Origin of the sequence: Qipengyuania sp. ASV99 (assembly GCF_047872805.1) — a bacterium.
Lineage (GTDB): Bacteria > Pseudomonadota > Alphaproteobacteria > Sphingomonadales > Sphingomonadaceae > Erythrobacter.
On sequence record NZ_JBLQUK010000008.1, the window covers coordinates 91,137 to 113,323 of the forward strand.

The 22,187-nt window shown below is 60.6% G+C and carries 18 protein-coding genes and 1 tRNA gene; 3 read left to right on the forward strand and 16 right to left on the reverse strand.

Going from position 1 to position 22,187, the window contains the following annotated elements:
* Nucleotides 1–56: 56 nt before the first annotated feature.
* From ACM64M_RS10565 to ACM64M_RS10580, 4 genes are all read right to left on the reverse strand, one after another.
* Nucleotides 57–392 carry a PilZ domain-containing protein gene (locus ACM64M_RS10565; protein WP_416228650.1) on the reverse strand — a complete coding sequence of 112 codons (336 nt, stop codon included), beginning with the start codon at nucleotides 390–392 and terminating at the stop codon, nucleotides 57–59.
* A gap of 77 nt (nucleotides 393–469) precedes the next feature.
* Nucleotides 470–2,053 (reverse strand): DUF6504 family protein, encoded by a 1,584-nt coding sequence (locus ACM64M_RS10570; RefSeq protein ID WP_416228702.1) that lies wholly within the window; start codon nucleotides 2,051–2,053, stop codon nucleotides 470–472.
* Nucleotides 1,995–2,777, reverse strand: a complete 783-nt coding sequence (locus ACM64M_RS10575) for a recA-like protein (RefSeq protein WP_416228651.1) — start codon at nucleotides 2,775–2,777, stop codon at nucleotides 1,995–1,997. Before ACM64M_RS10575 ends, ACM64M_RS10570 begins: the two co-directional genes overlap by 59 nt.
* Before the next feature lie 116 nt (nucleotides 2,778–2,893).
* Complete coding sequence (locus tag ACM64M_RS10580) at nucleotides 2,894–4,336, reverse strand: sodium-dependent transporter (protein WP_416228652.1); 1,443 nt, start codon at nucleotides 4,334–4,336, stop codon at nucleotides 2,894–2,896.
* A 160-nt stretch (nucleotides 4,337–4,496) separates the two neighbouring features.
* On the opposite strand from ACM64M_RS10580, the gene panB reads away from it, so the two are divergent.
* Nucleotides 4,497–5,369, forward strand: coding sequence for a 3-methyl-2-oxobutanoate hydroxymethyltransferase (gene panB, locus ACM64M_RS10585; RefSeq protein ID WP_416228653.1), 873 nt, complete (start codon nucleotides 4,497–4,499; stop codon nucleotides 5,367–5,369).
* Here the strand turns inward: panB and ACM64M_RS10590 are convergent.
* From ACM64M_RS10590 to ACM64M_RS10615, 6 genes are all read right to left on the reverse strand, one after another.
* Nucleotides 5,354–6,325, reverse strand: a complete 972-nt coding sequence (locus ACM64M_RS10590; protein WP_416228654.1) for a bile acid:sodium symporter family protein — start codon at nucleotides 6,323–6,325, stop codon at nucleotides 5,354–5,356. The two genes, panB and ACM64M_RS10590, sit on opposite strands and share 16 nt — an antisense overlap.
* A gap of 68 nt (nucleotides 6,326–6,393) precedes the next feature.
* Nucleotides 6,394–7,869: a tetratricopeptide repeat protein gene (locus tag ACM64M_RS10595; protein ID WP_416228655.1), complete on the reverse strand. Its 1,476-nt coding sequence runs from the start codon at nucleotides 7,867–7,869 to the stop codon at nucleotides 6,394–6,396.
* Nucleotides 7,862–9,226: a PEP-CTERM-box response regulator transcription factor gene (prsR, locus tag ACM64M_RS10600; protein WP_416228656.1), complete on the reverse strand. Its 1,365-nt coding sequence runs from the start codon at nucleotides 9,224–9,226 to the stop codon at nucleotides 7,862–7,864. Before prsR ends, ACM64M_RS10595 begins: the two co-directional genes overlap by 8 nt.
* Complete coding sequence (gene prsK, locus ACM64M_RS10605) at nucleotides 9,226–11,358, reverse strand: XrtA/PEP-CTERM system histidine kinase PrsK (protein WP_416228657.1); 2,133 nt, start codon at nucleotides 11,356–11,358, stop codon at nucleotides 9,226–9,228. The genes prsR and prsK overlap by 1 nt, the downstream gene beginning before the upstream one ends.
* Nucleotides 11,358–12,743: a TIGR03013 family XrtA/PEP-CTERM system glycosyltransferase gene (locus tag ACM64M_RS10610; RefSeq protein ID WP_416228658.1), complete on the reverse strand. Its 1,386-nt coding sequence runs from the start codon at nucleotides 12,741–12,743 to the stop codon at nucleotides 11,358–11,360. Before ACM64M_RS10610 ends, prsK begins: the two co-directional genes overlap by 1 nt.
* Before the next feature lie 142 nt (nucleotides 12,744–12,885).
* Nucleotides 12,886–14,235: a helix-turn-helix domain-containing protein gene (locus ACM64M_RS10615; RefSeq protein WP_416228659.1), complete on the reverse strand. Its 1,350-nt coding sequence runs from the start codon at nucleotides 14,233–14,235 to the stop codon at nucleotides 12,886–12,888.
* 149 nt (nucleotides 14,236–14,384) lie between these two features.
* On the opposite strand from ACM64M_RS10615, the gene ACM64M_RS10620 reads away from it, so the two are divergent.
* Together ACM64M_RS10620 and ACM64M_RS10625 are read left to right on the forward strand one after the other, a co-directional pair.
* Nucleotides 14,385–15,983 (forward strand): isocitrate lyase, encoded by a 1,599-nt coding sequence (locus tag ACM64M_RS10620; protein WP_416228660.1) that lies wholly within the window; start codon nucleotides 14,385–14,387, stop codon nucleotides 15,981–15,983.
* A gap of 114 nt (nucleotides 15,984–16,097) precedes the next feature.
* The gene (locus tag ACM64M_RS10625) at nucleotides 16,098–16,283 is read left to right on the forward strand and encodes a hypothetical protein (protein ID WP_416228661.1); all 186 of its coding nucleotides are present in this window, start codon (nucleotides 16,098–16,100) and stop codon (nucleotides 16,281–16,283) included.
* A 103-nt stretch (nucleotides 16,284–16,386) separates the two neighbouring features.
* On the opposite strand, the gene ACM64M_RS10630 is transcribed toward ACM64M_RS10625, so the two are convergent.
* The 6 genes from ACM64M_RS10630 to efp form a co-directional block, all read right to left on the reverse strand.
* Complete coding sequence (locus tag ACM64M_RS10630; RefSeq protein ID WP_416228703.1) at nucleotides 16,387–17,691, reverse strand: amidohydrolase; 1,305 nt, start codon at nucleotides 17,689–17,691, stop codon at nucleotides 16,387–16,389.
* 215 nt (nucleotides 17,692–17,906) lie between these two features.
* Nucleotides 17,907–19,670 (reverse strand): SLC13 family permease, encoded by a 1,764-nt coding sequence (locus tag ACM64M_RS10635; RefSeq protein WP_416228662.1) that lies wholly within the window; start codon nucleotides 19,668–19,670, stop codon nucleotides 17,907–17,909.
* A 98-nt stretch (nucleotides 19,671–19,768) separates the two neighbouring features.
* Complete coding sequence (locus tag ACM64M_RS10640) at nucleotides 19,769–20,530, reverse strand: hypothetical protein (protein WP_416228663.1); 762 nt, start codon at nucleotides 20,528–20,530, stop codon at nucleotides 19,769–19,771.
* A 91-nt stretch (nucleotides 20,531–20,621) separates the two neighbouring features.
* Nucleotides 20,622–20,706, reverse strand: a tRNA-Leu gene (locus ACM64M_RS10645).
* Between the two features lie 51 nt (nucleotides 20,707–20,757).
* On the reverse strand, nucleotides 20,758–21,576 hold the full coding sequence (locus ACM64M_RS10650) for an inositol monophosphatase family protein (RefSeq protein WP_416228664.1): 819 nt from the start codon (nucleotides 21,574–21,576) through the stop codon (nucleotides 20,758–20,760).
* Between the two features lie 5 nt (nucleotides 21,577–21,581).
* Nucleotides 21,582–22,145 (reverse strand): elongation factor P, encoded by a 564-nt coding sequence (gene efp / locus ACM64M_RS10655; RefSeq protein WP_416228665.1) that lies wholly within the window; start codon nucleotides 22,143–22,145, stop codon nucleotides 21,582–21,584.
* Nucleotides 22,146–22,187 lie beyond the last annotated feature (42 nt).

Below are 22,187 nucleotides of genomic sequence, written 5' to 3' on the forward strand. Positions count from 1 at the left end.
ACCTTGATCAGAGACGGAGGTCGGGACGCGCCGTTCCGGCCTCCTTTTTTTCACCCTTAGAGCCGGTGCAGACGCTGCTTTTCCGGGCTTAACAAGCCGCCGTTGGTGAGCATCAGGTGGTCCAGCACGGCCTGATGCATCTGGCCTTCAAAAGCGACCCCGGCAAAGCGATCCTCGACCCAGACGACCGTACCCAGCGGGGCGTTGACGCCGCCGATCTTCATCGTCACCCGGTCACCGATATTGGCAAATCCGCGTGTGCCCCTGATCTTGCAGCCGCCTTCGGAAATGTCGATCATGTCAACATAGATCACGCGCGATTGCACCCGGCTCTTCACCATCAGGCTGAGCGGACGGCGCTCTTTGGCGCGCGAGACTGCGGGCATATTCATTGGATCGGCATCGCACATTTCGGTAAACGAATATTAAGCGACCGACTAACCGTTGATTAGGAAATTCGCGGAGGCCGCTACGCCGAAAGACCTTGCAAAAACCAGTCCGGCAACGCCCCTCGGCCATCCCCGGCAAGGCCTTGGCGATATATCCAATAGCGCCGCCCTTCGGCATCTTCGATCCGGTAATAATCGCGCAGCCGCGTGCCCGATCTGGCTCGCCACCATTCCGGCGCAATACGCTCTGGCCCTTCGACCCGGACGACCTCATGCACCTTCCCGCGCCAGCGAAAGCGCTGAGGATAGCCATCGGGAGAGGCATAAAGCACAGCGATCTTTTCCGATTTTTCAAGCAGTTTGAGCGGCCTTGCGTGAAATTCAAAAGCGCCCTGCGCCGACAATTGAGAGGGCGCCGGTTCGGGGTCCAGTGGTGCCTGCCAGACCTGCGCGCGTTCGGGCAGATGGCTGGCATGGGGAACCGGACGGCGCACCGCATCCGCGCCAAGCCGCACGCTCAAACGGTCGATACAAGCCGCCAGCGATGTGCCGTGACGTTCCGCAGATTGTTCGACATCGGCCTGCGACAATTCGAGCGGTTCGGCCCAGCTGGCGCGCAATCGCACCGTCTCAATCCCGAAACCTGCGTCGATATTTTCAAGCCTATCCGAAAACAGCCGGGTGATGTGCGCCGCTTCGCGAGTCGCAGCGGCGAGTTCGAGCCGCCGCACGATCACCTCGCCATCGACCCGCCACAGGCCCAGTTCGAGCCGCCTTGCGCCCTCGCCCCGCCCTTCCAGCACGCGCTCCATATCCTTTGCAAGGTCCGCCAGCACCTGATCGAGCAGCGAACGGTGGCGCAGCGGTTCCATCAAGCGGCGCTGAACCAGCGGCATTTGCTGCGGGACTACCGGTAACAAGGGCTCCGGCACCCGGCCCAGCAGCTGATCGAGCCGGATAAGCGGATTGGCGGAAGGGGATTGGCGATTGCGAAACCGGCGGTGCAGCGCATCGCGCGCGGCGGCCTCTGTGCGGTCGGCGGCACCCGCGGCGATATTGGCGAGATCGCCGAGGTGCTTCAATCCCAGGCGGTTTAGAACAATCAGCACATCCTGATCCAGCCTGAGCGCTGCAACCGGCAGATCGCCCAACCGGCGATGCGCGTTTTCGTGCGGGTCCAATATCGCGTGATGCGCGCCGAAATGCGCCAGCGCCCATGCCGCCCCTGCGGTCGGCGCGATGGCGGGGCGCACCGCCAGCCTGCGCTTTGCAAAAGCCGCCGTGACATCGCCGAGCAGCCGCACCTCCCCGCCAAACAGATGCGCGGCAGCGGTGATATCGACCAACAGACCATCGGGCGGGTCAAGCGCGCTCCACGGACCCCAGCGCTGCGCCCACAAGGCCAGTTTTTCCAGCAAGGCGAAATCGCCCGCAGGATCCGCCGCAGCACTCTTTATCTGCGGGCACAGCGCCCGCGCATCGGCCAGCATCATACCGTGCCGCGCGCCCGCTGAATATCCGGCGTGGTTTGCCGCTTCGATACGCGGGCCGTGGGCGGTGTCGCTGATCAGGACAGTGGGATCGGCATCCGCGCCTTCACCAATCTCAAGCCCTTGCGACAGCCGCCAGCGATCGACCGAAAGTCGGGGGCACCAGATCGCCAATATCCTGCGAGTTGGCCGCGCGGCGTGGCCATTTTCCGGGGGTTCGGGCGGACAGGCCGGTTTCGTCATTGCTTATGATCCAGTTTCCGGGGGCATGGCGCGCGGCGCGGAACAATTCGGCCTTCCACGCAGGTGCACCCGGCGCGGCGGCGTTCCAGCGCGGTGGAGCAGACGGCGCAGCCTCAACCTGCCAGCGCATCCGCGCCGAAGACAGGTCGGCCTGCGCCTCAACCCGCACCAGCCACAGCGCCACGCCGTGCTTTTCTGCGGTAAGGCTGAGCCGGCGCGACGCGGTAAAATCCAGCGCGCGCGGATTGCCGGTGATTTCCCCGATCACGCAGGCCAGATCGCGGCAGCGCAGCCCCTCTTCGAGAGCGAACAGCGCGTCTTCGGGGGTGTTCGCCGCCACATGGATTATCCGGTGCCGCAGGTCCGGCGGGAGGCCGTGATAGTATGGCCGTCCGGAACGCTGGACCGCGCGGGCATCCTGCACCCACAATACCTGACGCCGGTCCTCCACCTCGGCCAGCGCCCCTTCGCTCTGCCGCGCCATGTTGAGCGCATCGCGCGCCAGCGCCAGCGCCAGCCCCGCCCCGCTTGCATCGCCTGCGCTTGCGAAAATCTCGCTATGCAGCGGCTGATCGGTCAGTCCTGGACGCCAGCGCCCCTCCCGCGCCTTGGAAAGCGCGGCTGCGGCGACTGAAGGGAAGGCACAATTCGACATAGGAACCTTGCGAACGACTTGGCAGGAGACTCACGCGAGCCCCCTGTGTGTTCTTATTATGTTCCATATTTACGGAGCGATTGCAATGCAGCAATCGCTCTGTAGATATGGAGTGGCTAACCGCCGATCAGTGCAAACAACTCGCTCATCTGCTGGGGCAAAATCCCACCAAGCAGAATCAGGAAGAGCGCAATCGGGCAGAACCACCGCACCAGGAACAGCCAGAACTTGTGCAAGCCGCCCTCAAGCCCGTTTTCGGCATCAACCAACCGCCGTTCGGCAATCCAGCCGACAAATACCGCGGTCGCCAACGCACAGATCGGCATAGTCAACTTGCTGGTGAAGGTGTCGAGCGTGTCTAGAACACCCTGCCCTTCGAACATAGGCAGAAAGCCGAGCGGGTGAAAACCCGACAGTATCCCCGTCGACAGCGCCGAAAGCGTGCCCAGCACCGCCGCGCCCAACGTCACCAGCACCACCGCCACCGGGCGGGCCAGCTTGAACCGGTCGATTACCCATGCTGATGGCACTTCCATCAGCGCAACCGAACTGGTCAGCGCCGCAAACGCGACCATTATGAAAAACGCCAGCCCGATTACCGAACCAAACGGAATCTCCTGAAACGCATGCGGCAGCGTCTGGAACATCAACCCGAGCCCGCCATTGGGGGCAAGGCCAGCGGCAAATACGATAGGGAAAATGCACAAGCCCGCGATCAGGGCGACTGCACTATCCGCCCCCGCGATGATCGCCGAAGTGCCCGCCAGATTGACGTCGCGCCCGACATAAGCACCGTAAGTCACCATCCCAGCCACCCCCAGCGACAGCGAGAAAAACGCCTGACCCACTGCGGCAAGCATTACCTCACCGGTCAACTTTTCCGGTTCAAAGGTAAAGAGATAGGCAACGGTCTGGTCCATCGCCCCGCCGATCATCGAATAGATTGTTAGCCCCACCAGCAAGATGAAGAAAGTCGGCATCAGGTAAACCGCCACCTTCTCAATCCCGCCTGAAATGCCGCGCGCGACGAAAATCAGTGTGACGAAGAGGAACACCAAATTGGTGATCGACGTTATTACGCCATTGCCGATCATAGCAGGAAACAGCGCATCGACCTGTTCAAAACTCATCCCGTCAAAGGCAACACCTGAAACCCCAGTCGTCGCCAGATCCGAGAGGAACAGGCCGATATAATACAGCACCCATCCGCCCAGCACGCAGTAGAAGCTGAGCACGAGAAACGCCGAAAACACACCCAGCGATGCGACCATTTCCCAATGTTTCGAAGCGCCCGATTCCTGCGCCAGTTTGCGATAACTTTCTGGAGCCGCTGCTTGCCCATGCCGTCCGATCAAAGTTTCGGACAACAACACCGGAAGCCCAATCAGCACGATGCACAAGATATAAAACAGAACGAAAGCCCCGCCCCCATTGGCTCCTGCCTCTGCCGGAAAGCGAACAAGGTTACCCAGGCCGACGGCCGAACCGATCGCTGCCAGAATGAACGCACTGCGCGAAGACCAACCTTCGCGCGCGGACGAATCCAATTTTGCTACCATGTTCGCAGATTTCCCCTTGCTGCGCAGGCGCATTGCGATGCGGACCTACGGAGCGATTTCCCGTCTTGTCACCTATGTGCAACGAAACAGCGCCCTCGCCAAGGGCCAATGCACCCCGCGGACTTTGCCATTGTGCCCAGCGGGCGCTAAACCGCACATTATGTCCACTACATTCCAGCTCGATACGAGCACCAGCCGCGCCAATCCCACTCCTGTGCCGATGAAACGGCTGACGGTCCCGCGAATCCGCGCGCGCAAGGTCGATGGGATCACCGCAGAGCCGCTGGTGATGCTGACCGCCTATACCGCGCGTCAGGCGCAATTGCTCGATGCGCATTGCGACCTGTTGCTGGTGGGGGATTCGCTGGGTCAGGTGATTTACGGCCTGCCCTCCACCATTCCCGTGACCCTGGAGATGATGGCGAACCACGGCGCGGCGGTGGTACGCGGCAGTTATCATTCGGTCGTGGTCGTCGATATGCCGTTCGGTTCGTATGAAAGTTCGAAGGAGCTGGCCTTTGACAGCGCGGCCTATCTGCTCAAACAAACCGGCGCGGCGGCGGTAAAACTGGAAGGCGGGGAGGCCATGGCGGAGACGGTCGAATTCCTGAATTCGCGCGGTATTCCAGTGATGGGTCATGTCGGGCTGACCCCGCAGGCGGTCAATGTTCTGGGCGGATATATGGCGCGCGGACGCTCCGATGCCGAAGCCGACAAGATCGTGAGCGACGCAGTGGCTTTGGATAAGGCCGGCGCGTTTGCCATCGTCATCGAAGGGGTGGTCGAACCCATTGCCATTGATGCGACGCAGGCGGTGTCCTGCCCGACGATCGGGATCGGTGCCTCGGCCCGGTGCGACGGTCAGGTGCTGGTGACCGAAGACATGCTGGGCATGTTCGAACGCGTCCCGCGCTTTGTAAAACGCTATGACGACATAGCCAGCATGATCGACAAGACTGCCGCGGCCTACGCCCACGAAGTGCGCACCCGCGCCTTTCCCGGCGAAGACCAGACCTATCAGCCCAAGGACTGATCCCGCGCCAGCCGGTTCGCCACCGGCGCGGCGACCAGCAATTGCAGCAAATGGTAAAGCAGCAGCGGCGCAATCACGAAGCCGGCGACTTCTGCGGGAAACAGGATGGCCGCCATGGGCGCACCGATTGCGACGCTTTTCTGCGATCCGGCAAACAGGAACGCAATTCTGTCTGCGCGCGCGACTTTGAGCAAACCGCTCGCAATCCATGCCCCGCTGGTGCCGATTGCCAGGAACGCCGCCACCAACCCGATCAGTCCGACCCATTGAGCGGCCCCGAACATCGTCGCGAGGCCCTGTTCCACGGCCCCCGAAAAAGCGACATAGACGGCGATCCCGATTACCATCCGGTCCAGCCATGCGACGTCGCTTTTGCGCTGTTTGAGCCACTCAATCGTCCAGCCCTGCACCGCCTGTCCGATCACAAACGGCAGGATCAGGATTGCGCCAATGCGAAAGATGGTCTGACTACCGATTTCGGCGACTTCGCTGGACGCGAGCACCGCAAACAAGGGTGCGGTTACAAACACACCGGCTATGTTGATCAGCGCCGCCCCCACCACCGACAGCGCGATATTGCCGCCCGCCAGGCTGGTGTAGGATGTCGCCGATTGCACCGTCGATGGCAGCGTGCCGAAATACAGAAAGCCCAGCGCTACCATCGGCGGCAGGATCGTCCCCGCAACGTAAGACATAGCCAGCCCGATCAGCGGCATCGCGCCAAACACCCATAGAAACAGCGGTAGAAAGAACCGCCAGTTGGCCAGCCCTCGCGCGATCTCTCCGCGCGCAATCCGCATGCCGTTCACCAGAAACAGCACGAATATCGCCGCGTTGGAAATGGCCTGCGCCTCGCCCCGCACTTCGCCGATGGCGGGCACGATGAAAGCGAGTGCGGTCGCAAGGACCAGCACCGCAATCATCGGGTCGGCAAACAGTGAAAGGCGCGCCATCATGACGCGCGCCCCTGCCCGCTTGATCTGCGATTGTCGAGCGCCCAGTGCTATCCCGGAACCTGTGAGTGTTACAGCCGAACCAGGCTGCCCGGCGCGAGCAGGCGGCGCTGCGCGTCAAACTGGGCAGCATCATCTGCGTGCCCCAGCGCGCGCGCGGCCTGCGCTCTCAACGAAAGCACTTCGAGATCATTGCCGGCGCCAAGCTGTGCGGCCGTATTGAGCAGAACCTCGACCCGCAGCCAATCTTCATCTTGCGCGCTTCGTTTGGCCAACAACAGCAAGGCCGAAGTGTTCTGCGGATCACCGGCGATATACCGGCTGAGCAGAACATCGGCGGCGCGGTTGTCACCGATTTGCCGGTAGGCGGCATAAATCTTGCGCGTCAGCGGCCATGAACGGCGCACTCTGGCAGCAACAGCATACAGTTCGAGCGCGCGTTCGGCATCGCCTGCACCCAAGGCCGTGTCACCTGCAAGCAGGTGAACATCGCCCGAATTGGGAAACCGGCGGAGCAATTGTTCGGCGCGGCTGCGTGCTTCGGCGGCGGCCCCGTTTGCTGCCAAACCGCGCAATTCCGCTGTCGCTGCGGGCAATGCAGCACCGCCGCCATTGCCATCAAGCACGATCTGCCCGGCTTCGAAGGCTTGCTGCGCGCGCAGGATATAGGAAATGGCGCGGCGGCGATCCCCCATCCTTTCCATACTGCGGCCCACCAGCATCACGAGATAAGGCGAGGCTTCAGGTCGCTCGGCATAGGCCGCGAACCGGTCAACCACTTCGCGGTCACGCCCGCCCAGCCACAGCCCGCGAGCGAGCAATTCGCTGACCCGCATATTGCCCGGTTGCAGCTGAGCCAGTTGCTCCAGCGTTGCGGCTGCGGTGTCGGCATTGCCTTGTTGCAAATCGACAATCGCATCCAGCATCATGGCCGCCGGAACGCCCTTGTTCCTCAGCCCGCTGCGCGAAAGCAGCGTGCTGGCCAGCACCGGATCACCGGCGCGCGCGGCCAGCACCGCCTGAAGGTAATGCAAGGGCGGATAGGTCGGCGCGATCTCGCCCAATTCGTGCACGACCGCCAACATATCCCCATACCGGCCCAGATCGCCCAGCGTCGCCGCATAATCTCCCAGAGCCTCGGCATTTTGCGGGTCTGCACTCACCGCCGCTTCGAACCATGGCAGCGATTCCGCCAGTCCATTGGCATCGCGCACCAATTGCGCGCGCATCAACAGCGCGGGAGCATATTGCGGGTCTAGCTGAAGCGCATGATCCGCAGCCTCGATAGCGATCAGATGTTCGCCGCCGCGAAACCGCAATTGGGCAATATCGACCCACAGGCCGGGGCTTTCTGGTTCCAGCTTCAGCGCTTCGTCATACAGCCTGCCCGCTTCGGCCAGATCTCCGCTGCGCACCGCCAACCGGGCGTCATCGATATATTCGAGGAATGTATCGCTGCCCGTCAGCGCGGAATTGCCGCTGCCGCCCTGTTCCGCCGAACAACCGACCAGCGCCAGCGCAGCGCAGATAACGCTCAGCTTACGCATGGAGATCATACTGCTTTAGCAGGTCATAAAGCGTCGGGCGGCTGATCCCCAACATCTTGGCGGTGCTGGAAATATTCCCTTCGCTGCGCGCCAGAGCATGGCGAATGATGCGCCGGTCCGATTGTTCGCGCGCGGCCTTCAGATTGAGGACGTCTTCGTCCTCGTGCGTGTCCCCGGCAAAGTCGAGATCGTCTGCATTCACCAGCTTGCCATCAGCCATGATGACCGCGCGCTTCACCCGGTTTTCAAGCTCGCGCACATTGCCCGGCCAATCATGCGCATCAATCGCGGCGAGCGCATCGGGGGCAAAACCGGTGACAGACGGGTTCATCTCCTTGGCGAACCGTTTGAGAAATGCCCTGCCCAGCAGCACGGCGTCGCCGTGGCGTTCGGCCAGGCCGGGGATACGCACTACGATTTCAGCAAGGCGGTAAAACAGGTCTTCGCGGAATGAACCGGCACCGATCATGGTTTCAAGATCCTGATGCGTGGCGCAAACGATCCGCGTATCGACCGCAATGGTCTTGCGCCCGCCAATCCGTTCAATGGTGCGTTCCTGCAGAAACCGCAGCAATTTCACCTGAAGCTGGAGCGGAATATCGCCAACTTCATCCAGGAACAGTGTTCCGCCATCGGCGCATTCGATCTTGCCTTCGGTGGTCTTGACCGCGCCGGTAAACGCGCCCTTTTCATGACCGAACAATTCGCTTTCGAGCAGGTTTTCCGGGATCGCGGCGCAATTGATCGCCACAAACGGTCGGCCCGCCCGGTTGCTGGCATCATGCAGCCCTTTGGCCAGCAATTCCTTGCCCGTTCCGCTCGCACCCAGCAGCATGACAGAGGCATTGGTGCTGGCCACGCGCTCAATCGTGCGGGCAACCTTGACCATTTCCGGCGCGCCCGTGATCAGGCGGCCGAGCACGGTCTTGTCTTCGCTCGCATGCGCAACCAGACGGCGGTTTTCTTCCTCGATCTGATGCAGGTTGAAGGCCCGCCGCACGATCAAGCCCAAGGCGTCGATATCGACCGGCTTTTGATAAAAGTCATACGCGCCGCGCTCAATCGCCTGCAGCGCGCTTTCGCGCGCGCCGTGGCCGCTGGCAACGATAACCTTGGTGTCGGGCTTCAACGTCATAATCGCGTCGAGCACGGCGAAACCTTCGCGAGTCCCATCAGGATCAGGCGGCAAGCCCAGATCCAGCGTCACCACAGCGGGCATTTCGCTTCGCAAGGCATTGATCGCGCTTTCGCGGTCGCCCGCGATCACGACCTCAAAATCGTCATAGGCCCATTTGAGCTGGGCCTGCAGGCCTTCGTCATCCTCGATCACGAGCAGAGTGGGTTTCTTGTCGGCCATTATGCGACCTCTTGATGGTTGGGAGTCATGGGGTACTCGCGTAGTCGTGCTGCCTCGGGGACGGGCAAGGTTACGCTGAAACGGGTGCCGATGCCTTCGCGCGTTTCGACACTGATCCGGCCGCCCATCGCCTTGATCAACTCGCGCGCTTCAAATGCGCCGATCCCGAACCCGCCCTGTTTTGAGGAAACAAAGGGTTTGAACAAACCGCTGCGAACAAATTCGGGGGACATGCCTGTGCCCGAATCCACAATTTCGATGTGGCCGACCAGGCCTTCTGCACTGACGCTTAGATATACTGCGTCTTCGGGCCCGCTGGCGTCAATTGCGTTCTGCACCAGATGGATCAAAGCCTGTTCGAGGCTTTCGGTGTCGGCCAACACTTTGACTGGATCGAAACGGGTCACGCGGACCGGGTGCCCGCCTTTGAAACGCGCCTCGATTGCCGCTGCAATGGCCGATAGATCGACTTCGCGCACTTGCTGCGTCTGACCCGCTCCATAGCGGCTGAGCCGCGCCAGCAAAGCGTTCAGCTTTTCAGAGGAATTGCGCAAAGTCACCAACATGTCGGCGCGAAATTTGGGATTGTCGGCGTGTTTCTGAGCGTTGCCAGACAGCAGCGAAATCTGGCTCGCCAAATTCTTGATGTCGTGCATCACAAACGCCATGCGGCGGTTGAACTCGTCAAACCGGCTCGCATCCATCAGCGCCTGTTGCCCTGACTGTTCGGCAAGATAGCTGGCAAGTTGTTGGCCGACCACGCGCAAGAGGTCGAAATCTTCCCAATCAAGCCGCCGCTCAATACGCGGGCGCGCCAGCACGATTGCGCCCACCAACCGATCAAAGTGAATGAGCGGCACCAAGGCCCAGGCATCATCGGCTTCGCTCAGCCAAGGGGGTACATGTTTCAGCTCGCCGTGATGGTCGATCCCGCTGCGAACCTCATCAAGGTCCAGAATATGCGCGTGCTGTTCCAGTAATCCCGACAAGGCATAATCGCCCGCAGCCGCTGGCACTTCGATCGTGGCCCAGTTCCAACGCGCAGTAAGTTCCAGTTGAGCCTCTTCATTGGGAGCCAGCAACAGCCCCGCAGGGCTGTCGGTGATGTCCGCAATCGCCTTGATCGCGCGTTCATGAAGACTGGTATGCAGACTGCTGCTGGTGCTTGCTCCGTGTCCGACTGTGCGGGTGAAGCGCAGCCATTCCTCGCGGTAGTCATAGCGATGCTGAAACAGATGTTTGATCGCAGTAACCCGAAGCCACCCTCGCACCCGTGCCGATGGCAACCACGCAACTGCCGCGACCGCCCCCAGCACCAGAAAGATCACCTGGCTGGCGCGGGCAATATCGCCGCCAAGCAATGCCAGCGACCGCGTCACCAGCACCATCACCAACAGATAGCTGCCGATGACCAGCAATGAGAGCGACTGAAACGTCACCGCGCGCGAAGGGCGGAATTGCAAACCGGCGCTGGCGGCATTCGCACCAAGAGCAATCAGCCCCGCCATGATCCCCGCCAACAATCCGCGCAGACCCACCAATACCGATGGATATTCCCCGCCGAGATAGGCGATGGTGAACAGGTTGAGATCATAGGCAAACAACCCTGCCAGCGCGATCCCGCTCCATTGGATGATCTTGCGTGAAGAAGCTGCGGCCCCGGCATAAAGATTGTGCAGCAAAACCAACGCGCCAATGGCTACCAGCATATTGAGCAAGGTGCCCACTTCAAATGTGATTTGCGCGATTTCTGGGATGAATCCGGCTTGAGCATGCACCACCAGCAGGACCGGTTGCATCAATTGAACCATTGCCAGCGCAAAGATCACCGGGCGCGTTGGCTTTAGGCTTTCATCGCGCCCGTCTGCGGAGAACAGCCGGAAAATGACCGCAATCAGCGCCAGATTGCGCAAGGTTGCGGCAATCTCGATAGCGGCCGAACCGGGGCCAAAGGCGACCGATGCCGCGCACCAGATCGCAATCGCTGCGCATGCCGCCAGCGCCGCGCCGCGATCCGGCCTATCCCGGTCGCCAAACCGCGCGATCCACAAACCCGCGCAGCAGCTTAGCACCGCCCCTGCGAGATAGCAGACCAATGCCGCGTAGGGAGCCAGACCCGAGAACCCAGTCATCACCGCGCGCCCTCGGGCCACAGGATGACCCGCACCGTTTGCAGCAGAATCACGAAATCGAGAAACGGCGTGTAATTCTTGGCGTAATACAGATCATATTCGAGCTTCTTGCGGCTATCCTCGTTGGATGCGCCATAGGGGTAATTGATCTGCGCCCAGCCCGTAATTCCGGGTTTGACCATATGCCGTTCGCCGTAGAAGGGGATTTCCTCCTGCAGGCTATCGACGAATTGCGGGACTTCGGGCCGCGGCCCGACAAAGCTCATTTCGCCTTTCAACACGCTCCATGTCTGCGGCAGTTCGTCGATCCTGACTTTGCGGATAAAGCGCCCGACGCGGGTGATGCGCGGGTCGTTTTCCTCTGCCCATTTTGCCCCGTCCTTTTCCGCATCAATGCGCATCGAACGCAGTTTGATGAGGTGGAAGGGCTCACCGAACAAACCCACGCGCTCTTGCCGGAAAAACGCCGGTCCCTTGCTGTCCAGCTTTACGATGGCGGCAAAGATGGCGATGATCGGGAATGTCAGCAGTAACAGGATGACGCTGGCAGTGATATCGAACACCCGTTTCAGGGCGCTCGAAAACAACCGCCCACTGGAAAAACCGTCTGAAAATATCAGCCAGCTGGGATTGACCGTGTCCAGATCGACCCTGCCCGTTTCGCGTTCGAGGAAGCTGGAAAAATCGTTGACGTGCACGCCCTTGGTCTTGATCCGCAGGAGATCGCCCAGCGGCAGCGAATTGCGCCGCTCTTGCAAGGCAAGGACAACTTCGCTGACACCCAAATTCTCCACGAACCGGCCCAGATCATGGATCGCCTCGCGCGAGATGGCTTCTTCGACCACTCGTTCTGGTTCACCCATGGCGATGTAGGAAACGATCGCGAAGCCGGCTTCGGGCCGGTCGCCCAGTTCGCGCAGGCGCTGCGCCCGGTCGCCTGCTCCCAGCACCATGACCCGCCGCCGAAACGCCGAAGAGCCCAGAAAACTGTTGAGCAGCAGCCGGTCTGCGACCAGCACCAGCACCGCAAATCCCATCGAATACAGCAAAGTTGAGCGCCAGAATGTGTCGCCCGGCAAGATCCAGTCGATCGTCGCCAATGCGATAATGCCTAGGCTGATCGCCACCAGCAACCGCGCGGCTGCAAACCGCAGGCTGCGCAGGGCATATGGGCCGTATACGCCCACCGCTATCATCGCCAACCAGACGATGCCCGCCGATCCGACCAATGGGACCCAGCGATCCTCAAACTGCCCCGGATCCATCCCGATCTGCGAGGCGCGCACCTGCCATGCAAGTTCGCTTGCCAGCACCAGCAGGGCAAGATCAAGCAGGCCGAGCAGCAGCACGCCGTGGGGAATGTAATGCTTGAACAACCGGATCATCGGTGCGGATCGACCTTAAACTAAGGGTTCTTGCGACGATGATGTAAACCCGAGAGCTTAAGTGTCGGTAAATTTTACAACGCTGATCAGAGGCGCTGATTTCTGCGTGTCTGCAAAGTTAATCACGCCTTAGCCTTTAAGGTCAGGCCTCTCTTGTATCGGCCCGCATCGGTGCCAGTCGCGGCGGTGCCGGGGTCAGACAATCCGCCCGACCGCAGCGCGGGCACCCCACGCCCAGTGGCACCGCGTCCTGCGGATCGAGCGACACTCCCCGCGCATGGGTAAGATCGCCGGCAAAGCGCGCCTCGATCCCCAGCACGATTGACCGGCGCGCCGAACAAGCCGCGCCGTCAACCTCGATCGTGCGGGCAATCGTGAACCAGTGACGCTGCGCGGCCTCGCCTTCGCCAAAAGTAACCGCCTGCATCAACATTGTGCCGCGGCTTTCGAACGCGGCATAGGGCGCCCACGCGGGCCAGCGCGCGCCATCGAGGGGATAGATCGCACCGCTCGCTCCTGCGCTGAAATGGACCATCCGGCCGGTGCGTCCGAACCTTGCACTGAAGAACGGCAATCCGCGTTCGCCCACGCGTTGCAAGGTCGTCAGGCGCTGCGCCAATTGATCGAAACTCACCGCGAACCGGCGTTGCAGCACCGCAAGGTCATATCCGGTCTGCTCGCACGCCCGCAGAAACCGGCGATACGGCATCAACAACGCCGCCGCGACGTAATCGGTGATATGTTCGCGGAACCGGTCGCGCGCCTCTGGCGATGACAGCTTGGCCCCTGCCACGAGCGTTTCAATGGTGTCGCGCTGTTCTAGGCTACCGACCTGACGGGCAATCTGGAATCGCCGCGCGGCACCGGGTAACATTTCCGAGACCTGCAATTGACGGGCATGCAGATCAAGCCGATTGACCAGTCCCGGCATCACCTCTGCAGGAAGCACACGCACCGATAGGCGGTGTTTTTCACGCAGCCTTTCGATCAAGGCCGCGCTGATGTCCCCGCGCGACAGCCGCAATTCGTCGGCAAGATCCTCTGCGGCATGATCGAGATCGGCAAAGTGGTTCTGCCACCGTTCAATAGCCTGCCGTGCTTCGCCCACGGGATCATCGCTACGCTCTATGCCGGGATGCGAATTGTCATAAAGCCGCGCAAAGGCCGCCGCCGCCTGCGGTGCGGCGGCCAAAAATTCCTGCACCTCTTCCCGATCAATCCCGAGATCAGCAAAGCGTTTGTCCGCCATTCGCCGCGCAAGGCCATCGACACCGCCAATCGCTTCATCTTCGCGCAGGCTGCGCGGGTCAAAGTCATAGCGTTCGATCACTTGCACCAACACTCGCGCAGAAAGCGGGCGCTGGTTGCGTTCGATCAGGTTGAGATAACTGGGACTGATACCCAGCGAAGCCGCCATTGCAGCCTGAGTCAGCCCTTCGCGTTTGCGCAGGCGGCGCAGCGAGGGGCCAGCAAGGAGAGCGTTCTCAGGCATGGTCGGTCTTGTAACTATCTTTACATCATTACACAAGATGTGCCGTAATTGCGGCGATAGAGACAAGATATTCTGTAATTTTTTCTGTTACGCTGCGCTGCACCATGCAAAGAGCGGGCATTACCTCCCCTCTCAAGCAGGAGCCAAACATGACTTACCAGAACACTGTCGCCCAGATGCAGCAGCTTATCACCGCCAACGGCCCCAGCTGGAGCGCAATCGACTCCGAAGGTGCCGCACGCATGGTGATTCAGAACCGGTTCCGCACTGGCCTTGATATTGCCAAATACACCGCGAAGATCATGCGCGCCGATATGGAGGCATATGATGCCGATCCCGCAGCCTACACCCAGTCGCTGGGGTGTTGGCACGGATTTATCGCTCAGCAGAAAATGATCGCGATCAAAAAGCATTTCGGCACGACCAAGCGGCGCTATCTTTACCTTTCCGGCTGGATGATTGCGGCCTTGCGGAGCGAATTTGGCCCGCTGCCCGACCAATCCATGCACGAAAAGACCAGCGTGCCCGCGCTGATCGAGGAGCTCTACACCTTTCTTAAGCAAGCCGATGCCCGCGAACTTGGCGGCCTGTTCCGCGCTCTCGATGCTGCACGCGATGCGGGCGACGAGGTCAAGGCAAAGGATCTGCAAAACCAGATCGACAATTACGAAACCCATGTCGTGCCGATTATTGCCGACATTGACGCCGGGTTCGGCAATGCCGAGGCTACCTATCTGCTCGCCAAAAAGATGATCGAAGCCGGTGCCTGCGCGCTCCAGATCGAAAATCAGGTTTCGGACGAAAAGCAGTGCGGCCATCAGGACGGCAAGGTCACAGTGCCGCATGAGGATTTCCTGCAAAAGATCCGCGCGATCCGCCACGCCTTCCTCGAAATGGGAGTTGAGGACGGTATCATCGTCGCGCGCACCGATTCGCTCGGTGCTGGCCTGACCAAACAGATCGCCTTTTCGAAAGAACCGGGCGATCTGGGCGATCAATACAACGCCTTCATCGATGCAGAGGAAGTTGATCCGGCCAACATCACCAATGGTCAGGTTTTCATCAGCCGTGATGGCAAATTGATGACGCCCAAAAGGCTTCCTTCAAACCTCTATCAATTCCGTGCAGGCTCGGGCGAAGACCGCTGCGTGCTCGATTGCATCACTTCTCTGCAGAATGGCGCCGATCTGCTCTGGATCGAAACCGAGAAGCCGCACGTCCAGCAGATTGCCGGAATGGTGAACCGGGTGCGCGAAGTGATCCCCAATGCCAAACTGGTCTACAACAATTCGCCTTCATTCAACTGGACCCTCAATTTCCGTCAGCAAGTGTTCGATACTTGGGCAGAATCTGGCAAGGATGTGTCCGCCTATGACCGCGCTGGTTTGATGAGCATCGATTACGATGGCACCGATCTCGCTATCGAAGCCGATGAGAAAATCCGCACGTTCCAGGCGGATGCGGCGCGGCATGCGGGCATTTTCCATCATCTCATCACATTGCCGACCTATCACACCGCGGCGCTGTCCACCGACAATCTCGCGCGCGAGTATTTCGGCGAGCAGGCCATGTTGGGCTATGTCAAGAATGTTCAACGCGAAGAAATCCGCCAAGGGATCGCCTGCGTGAAGCATCAAAACATGGCTGGCAGCGATCTGGGCGACGATCACAAGGAGTATTTTGCCGGGGAAGCCGCGCTGAAAGCGGGCGGCAAGGACAACACCATGAACCAATTCGCCGCAGCGTAACCACGTTGGAGAGGGGTTCCCGCAAGCTATGACAATTGTGAACCAATTGCAGGGCTTGCGGGAACCTGACATTCCCCTCATTAGCTTCATCATTATCCCTTCAGGAGAGAGACAATGAGCGATACCGACACATCAAGCCGCGAACCTTCGCGCGCCCGCGCGCTGCTTTCCACCGCTGATATGAAGCTGCTGCGCCGCGCGCTCGAAAGCCATGCCCGCGCCACCGAAGACCGCGACGAACTGGCCAAGATCAACGCGCTGCACCACCGGCTCGGCACCTACGTTCCGGACGGCAAATAAGAAGCCGATTCATCGCAGTTTGCGCCCGTTCTCCTGGGGAGGAGAATACGGCCGTCGGATGCGGGCGAACGCCCCCTTCCGGCGGCCGTAACCTTGTGCGCGGTTAACCGCCGCTTTTGGGCATGAGGTCCAATGTCGCCGCGGTCAGTGCCTCCGTCGCCGTGGCGATCACCACTGGCGCATCGGGCGCCCAAAATGGCGAATGCAGGCTGACGAGTTCGACCTCGCCGCGCTGCGACGCCTGATATTCGTCCATCGGGACCCCGCCGACCCAGAAGATCAGCGATTCGACATTTTCCGGGTCGGCGCGGTGGAACTGACCGAAATCCTCGCCGCCCATTACGCTTGGCACTTCGAACACGCGCCCTTCGAAGCGCTCCGACAGGCCTGCCATCACCGAAGCGGTCATTTCCGGCGTGTTGAACGTCGATGGCGTGTAGGGATCCTGCACCGTCACCACCGGCAGCTTGTCCTCGGGCATCCCCGCTGCCATTGCCTCCGCCCGCGCGATCCGCGCGATCCCTTCGAGCAGCGAGGCACGCACTTCGTCGGTGTAACTGCGCACGGTGATCTGCAAATGCGCTTCGTCGCTGATGATGTTGTGCTTTGATCCTGCGCGGAAGCTGCCCACGGTGACCACAGCGGAATCGAGCGGGTTGAGCTCGCGGCTGACCAGCGTTTGCAGCCGGGTCACGATATGCGCGCCGATCACCACCGGATCTTTGGTCGTGTGCGGATAGGCGCCGTGCCCGCCAATGCCCGGAATCACCACGTCGACGCTGTCGACATTGGCCAATGCATATCCCGAAGAGTAACCGATCAAACCCGCAGGGGCCTGAGCCGCATCGTGAAATGCGAGCACATAGTCAGGCTTGGGGAACCGGGTGTAGAGGCCATCGGCCAGCATCGCCAGCGCGCCCTCGCCGGTTTCCTCTGCCGGTTGCAGGATCATCACCAAAGTGCCCGACCAATCGTCCTTGCGCTCTGACAGCAGCTGCGCCGCACCGATCCAAGCTGCCATATGCGTGTCGTGACCGCAGGCATGCATCACCCCGGTTTCCTCGCCGGTCGCAGGCACCGCCGTGCGGGTCGAGGCATAGGGCAGTCCGGTCTGCTCAACCACCGGCAGGCCGTCCATGTCGGCGCGCAGCATCACGGTTGGCCCTTCGCCATTGCGCATCACCGCAACCACACCGGTCTGCCCCACGCCCTCTGTCACCTCAAAGCCGAGCGCGCGAGCGCGCGCGGCCAGTTTGGCGGCGGTCTCATGCTCCTGAAAGCTGAGTTCGGGATTGGCGTGAAGATCCTGATACAGCGCCACCAGTTCAGGCAAGTCTTCCATCACCGCGCTGCGCAGGCCGTCCGCGTGATCCTCTGCATGCACCGGCGCAGCCAGCACCATCCCCATTGCAGCGCTCGCTGCCAGAACCCGTTTAAGCATCGCTATCTCTCTCCCTGTTGCGGGTTGCCCTGACACACCTGACACATTGTCCCGGTGGCGAACTCCCATCCTTCGTCAATCGCCATTAAGACCGGTGCAATGGCAGGGTCAGTGTGGCGTAAAACCATCATGCCGATGTCATGGCATATTTGCGCCGTGCAGGAAAATCGCAGCCCATCAATCTACAGACCATAAAACAGCACCAGCAAGATCGACAGCGTCGTCACCATCAACGCCACCAGCGGCACACCCGTGCGAATGTAATCGGCAAATTCATACGAACCTTCGGCCATGATCAGCATATTGGTCTGATAGGCTATCGGGGTTGCATAACACAGGTTGCAGCCGAACAGCACTGCCAGAATCAGCGGTTCGGGAGGCATGCCAAGCTTAGTGGCGATGCTGAACGCAATCGGCGTGCCGACGGTTGCAGCGGTTGCATTGGAAGCAAAATTGGTGAGCAGCGTGACAAACACCATCACTGCCGCCAAAACCAAAGCGGGCGGCAGGAACACCAGTCCCAGCGATAGAGTCTCGCCCAGCCAACTCGCGGCCCCGCTTTCCAGGATGATCCTTCCGACTGCTATACTTGCCGCGACCAGCACGATGACCTTGGCCGACAGCGCCCGGCCTACACGGTCAAATTTGACGCAGCCGGTGACAAACATCAAAATCGCGCCCGCCAGCGCCGAAATCGCAATCGGCAGAAAGCCAAACGAGGCCAGCGCCACCGATCCGCCCATAATGACTGCCGAAATGACCGCCTTTGATCGCCGAGGCAGTTCGCGTCCGCCTTCGAGCATCAACAGGCTGTCGCTGCGGGCAAAGCTTTGCAGGTCTTCCAATATCCCCATGACCAGCAGCACGTCGCCTTCTGAAATGCGCAGGTCGCCGCCTTCGGAAAATTGGTCCTTTTCTCCCAACAACCTCTCAGGACGGTGGATGCCCAGCACCGCCACGCTATACAGGTCTGCGATGCCAGAACTGGGCAAGGTCCGCGAAATCAGCCGCGAATCCGCCGTAACCGTCATCTCTACAACCATCACATCCTCTCTCTTCGAAGTGGATGTGCGTTTGATCCGGTCCAGCACCCAGCTTGGCGCAAGCTCCCCGCGCAGCACGCGGGTGGCATCCTCTAGCGCCTCGTGAGTGCCGGAAATATGCAACCGCTGTTGCGGTTGAAGCGCGCCCGGTGGCGGATTGTGAAACGTGATATTCTGCGGCAATTTGTCACGGATCGCCGACAGTTCGGCACCCGCCAATATGCTTTCGGCGCCCACCCTCAGACGCGTTTGAAACATCCGCCGGTTGCTGTCTGCGGCAACGCTGTTGTCACCCAGTAATCGCGGCATCACAAGCCAGAGATAGGGCATCGCCACCAGCGCTGCGAGCAGCACGATCGGCGTGTAGTGAAACACCCCCATCTGCGGCTGCCCCAGATCGACAGCAATCGAGGTGACCAAAATATTCGTCGAGGTGCCGATAGTGGTCGCCATCCCGCCGATCAGCACCGCTGCATTGAGCGGGATCAGGGTCTTTGATGCTGGCATTGCTCCTTTAGCCGCCAACCCCACAAAAATCGGCAGCAACAGCACCAGCACCGGCGTATCATTGACCGCCATCGATAGCGCAAATGCGATCAGCAGCGACACCAGCAGGCCCAGTTTCAGATTGAACTTGAATACAGTTTCCAGCAACCGCGCCGCCGGTTCGAGCGCGCCGGTGACCACCAGCCCCCGGCCCATGATCATCAGCGCGCAGATCGTAATCAGCGCGTAATGGCCAAACCCGCCAAAGGCGAGCGCAAGACCATCGGTCGGCTTGTTCCCTTCGAGCGGGAAGAAATACAGCCCCACGGCGATCACCGCGATGGTCAGCAGAGAGACGATTTCCACCGACAAACGCCCGCGCGCAAACGCCACGAACATCGCGGTCGTAACAGCCATTGCGGCGATGGCATGGTATGATGGAATTTCTAGCATGGTGCCTGCGATGATGATGTCTCAATTCGGGCGAACAAAGGCAAGCGGTTTGCGGTCAGGACCTAGCGCGTCCGCTGCTTGGCAATCGCTGCATCCTGCCGGTCGCGCGGGTCTGATAGCGGATCAAGCACCCGGCCCTGAGTAAGCCACGATATGCCAAAGGCGGCAAGGATCACCGCTTCCATCCAGAATGTCATACTGCGTGCGTTCCACCAATCACCAAACACCAGATCGCCCACGCCGATGGCAATCGCGCTCACCGCGATGATAACACCGGAAGTGCGATAAATCACATTGCGGCGACGCTTGGCCGGGGTCAGCGCCGGTTTTTCACCAGCGGTATCCATGGGCACTTTGGTGAACACGAACAGGCAGAAAAACGCCAAAATTGCAAACAGGATACCCGCCGCGCCGGCATGAACCCAATATCCGGCTTCGGGATAAATCGCCGCGCCGCTGGCGACGATCCAGCCATCCATCGGCACCAGCGCCACCGCAAATGCGGCAAACCCGGCAATCGTCGCCAATTGTGCGACCTTGGGTGACCAACCGCGATAGGCCATCAACAGGGCTCCGATAGCGATCAGGCAACCGACAAAGAAATCCCCGAGCACGATGGGTTCGTAATAATAGCCCGACAGCGCGGTGCGAAACTCGCCCAGCGCCAGCCCGCCCAGACCCAGCACAACCGGCATACCCAGTGCGATCACTCCGACAATCCGCGCCAGTCTGCGCTGATCGAAGCGCAATTTCGGATCGCTCGCATAGGGGTAATCTTGCGGCGGTTGATACCGCGCAGGGCCAGTTTCAAAGGGGATTTCCATCCGCTTCGGAATAGCGCAACTGCTGCGCTGCTCAAGCGCTATCGCTCAGGCGCATGAGCCTGCGCGCCGGTAACGCGGGGATGGGAAAGAATGGTGCCCCTGGCCCGAATCGAACGGGCACTCCCGAAGGAATTCGATTTTGAGTCGAACGCGTCTACCAATTCCACCACAGGGGCACTGGGTGTGAGCGGCGCTGTTAGCGAGAGACGGCGCATCTCGCAAGCGCTCTACCGCAAACTTCCCGCCAGGATTTTGTGGAGACGCGAATGCAGCCCCTGGTTCGCGGCAAGAATTTGCTCCGAATGGATTGGATTGGACCGGCCGCGGTAATCGCTGACAAAGCCGCCCGCTTCGCGCACCAGCAGACATCCCGCGGCGGTGTCCCAGTCACTGAGGCCGCTTTCCCAGAAGCCATCAAACCGCCCCTGCGCGACATATGCGAGATCAAGCGAGGCCGCGCCCAGCCGGCGAATACCTGCGACCTCTGGGCCGATGGCGCCGAAAATGCGGCTCCATTCGGCAAAGTCGCCGTGTCCGGCAAAGGGAATGCCGGTTGCGATCAGGGCATCGGCCAGATGCGAGCGCGCCGAAACCCGCAGCCGCGCATCTTGCAACCACGCGCCGCGCGTCTTTTCCGCCCAATAGGTCTGATCGTTCACCGGGTGATAAATCACCGCAGCCGTGACTTCGCCCCAGCCCTTGCCATCGGGGCGCGGTTCCTGCACCGCGATGCTGATGGCGAAATGGGGGATTCCGTGAAGGAAATTGCTGGTCCCGTCGAGCGGGTCGATGATCCAGCGCGGTTTGTCGGGATCGCCTTCGATGATCCCGGCTTCTTCGAGCACAAAGCCCCAACCGGGCCGCGCCATAGTCAGTTCATCGTAAAGTGTCCGCTCTGACCGCATATCGGCCTTGGAGACAAAATCCGCAGGGCCTTTGCGGCTCACCTGAAGATGTTCAACCTCGCCAAAGTCGCGCCGCAACCGCCCGCCCGCCTTGCGCGCGGCGCGCTCCATCACGCGGATCAGGCCTGAAAACATCGACATTGGGTTTAGCCAGCCTTCCCGACATAGGATTGCTCGTAAACGTCCACCACGATTCGCGTGCCGGTGCCGATATGCGGGGGGACCATGATGCGCACCCCGTTATCGAGCACAGCGGGCTTGTAGCTGGAGGAGGCAGTCTGCCCCTTCACCACGGCATCAGCTTCGACGATGGTGGCTTCGATCTGGGCGGGCAATTCGACCGAGATCGGCTTCTCCTCCCACAGTTCCAGCTTCACTTGCATACCGTCCTGCAGGAACGCGCGCGCATCGCCGAGCAGGTCGGATGGCAGCGTGATCTGTTCATAAGTGTCCTGATCCATGAACACGAGCATCTCACCGTCTTCGTAGAGGAATTGATATTCCTGCGTATCAAGCCGCACTTTTTCGACCGTATCAGCGCTGCGGAAACGGATGTTGGTCTTGCGGCCATCCTGCAGGTTCTTCATCTCGACCTGCATATAGGCCCCGCCCTTGCCCGGCTGGGTGTGCTGAATCTTGGCGACTTTCCAGATGCCGCCTTCGTATTCGAGGATATTGCCCGGACGAATATCAACGCCGCTGATTTTCATGGATACTTGCTTTCCTGATAGCGAGGCGCGCGCAAATGCTGC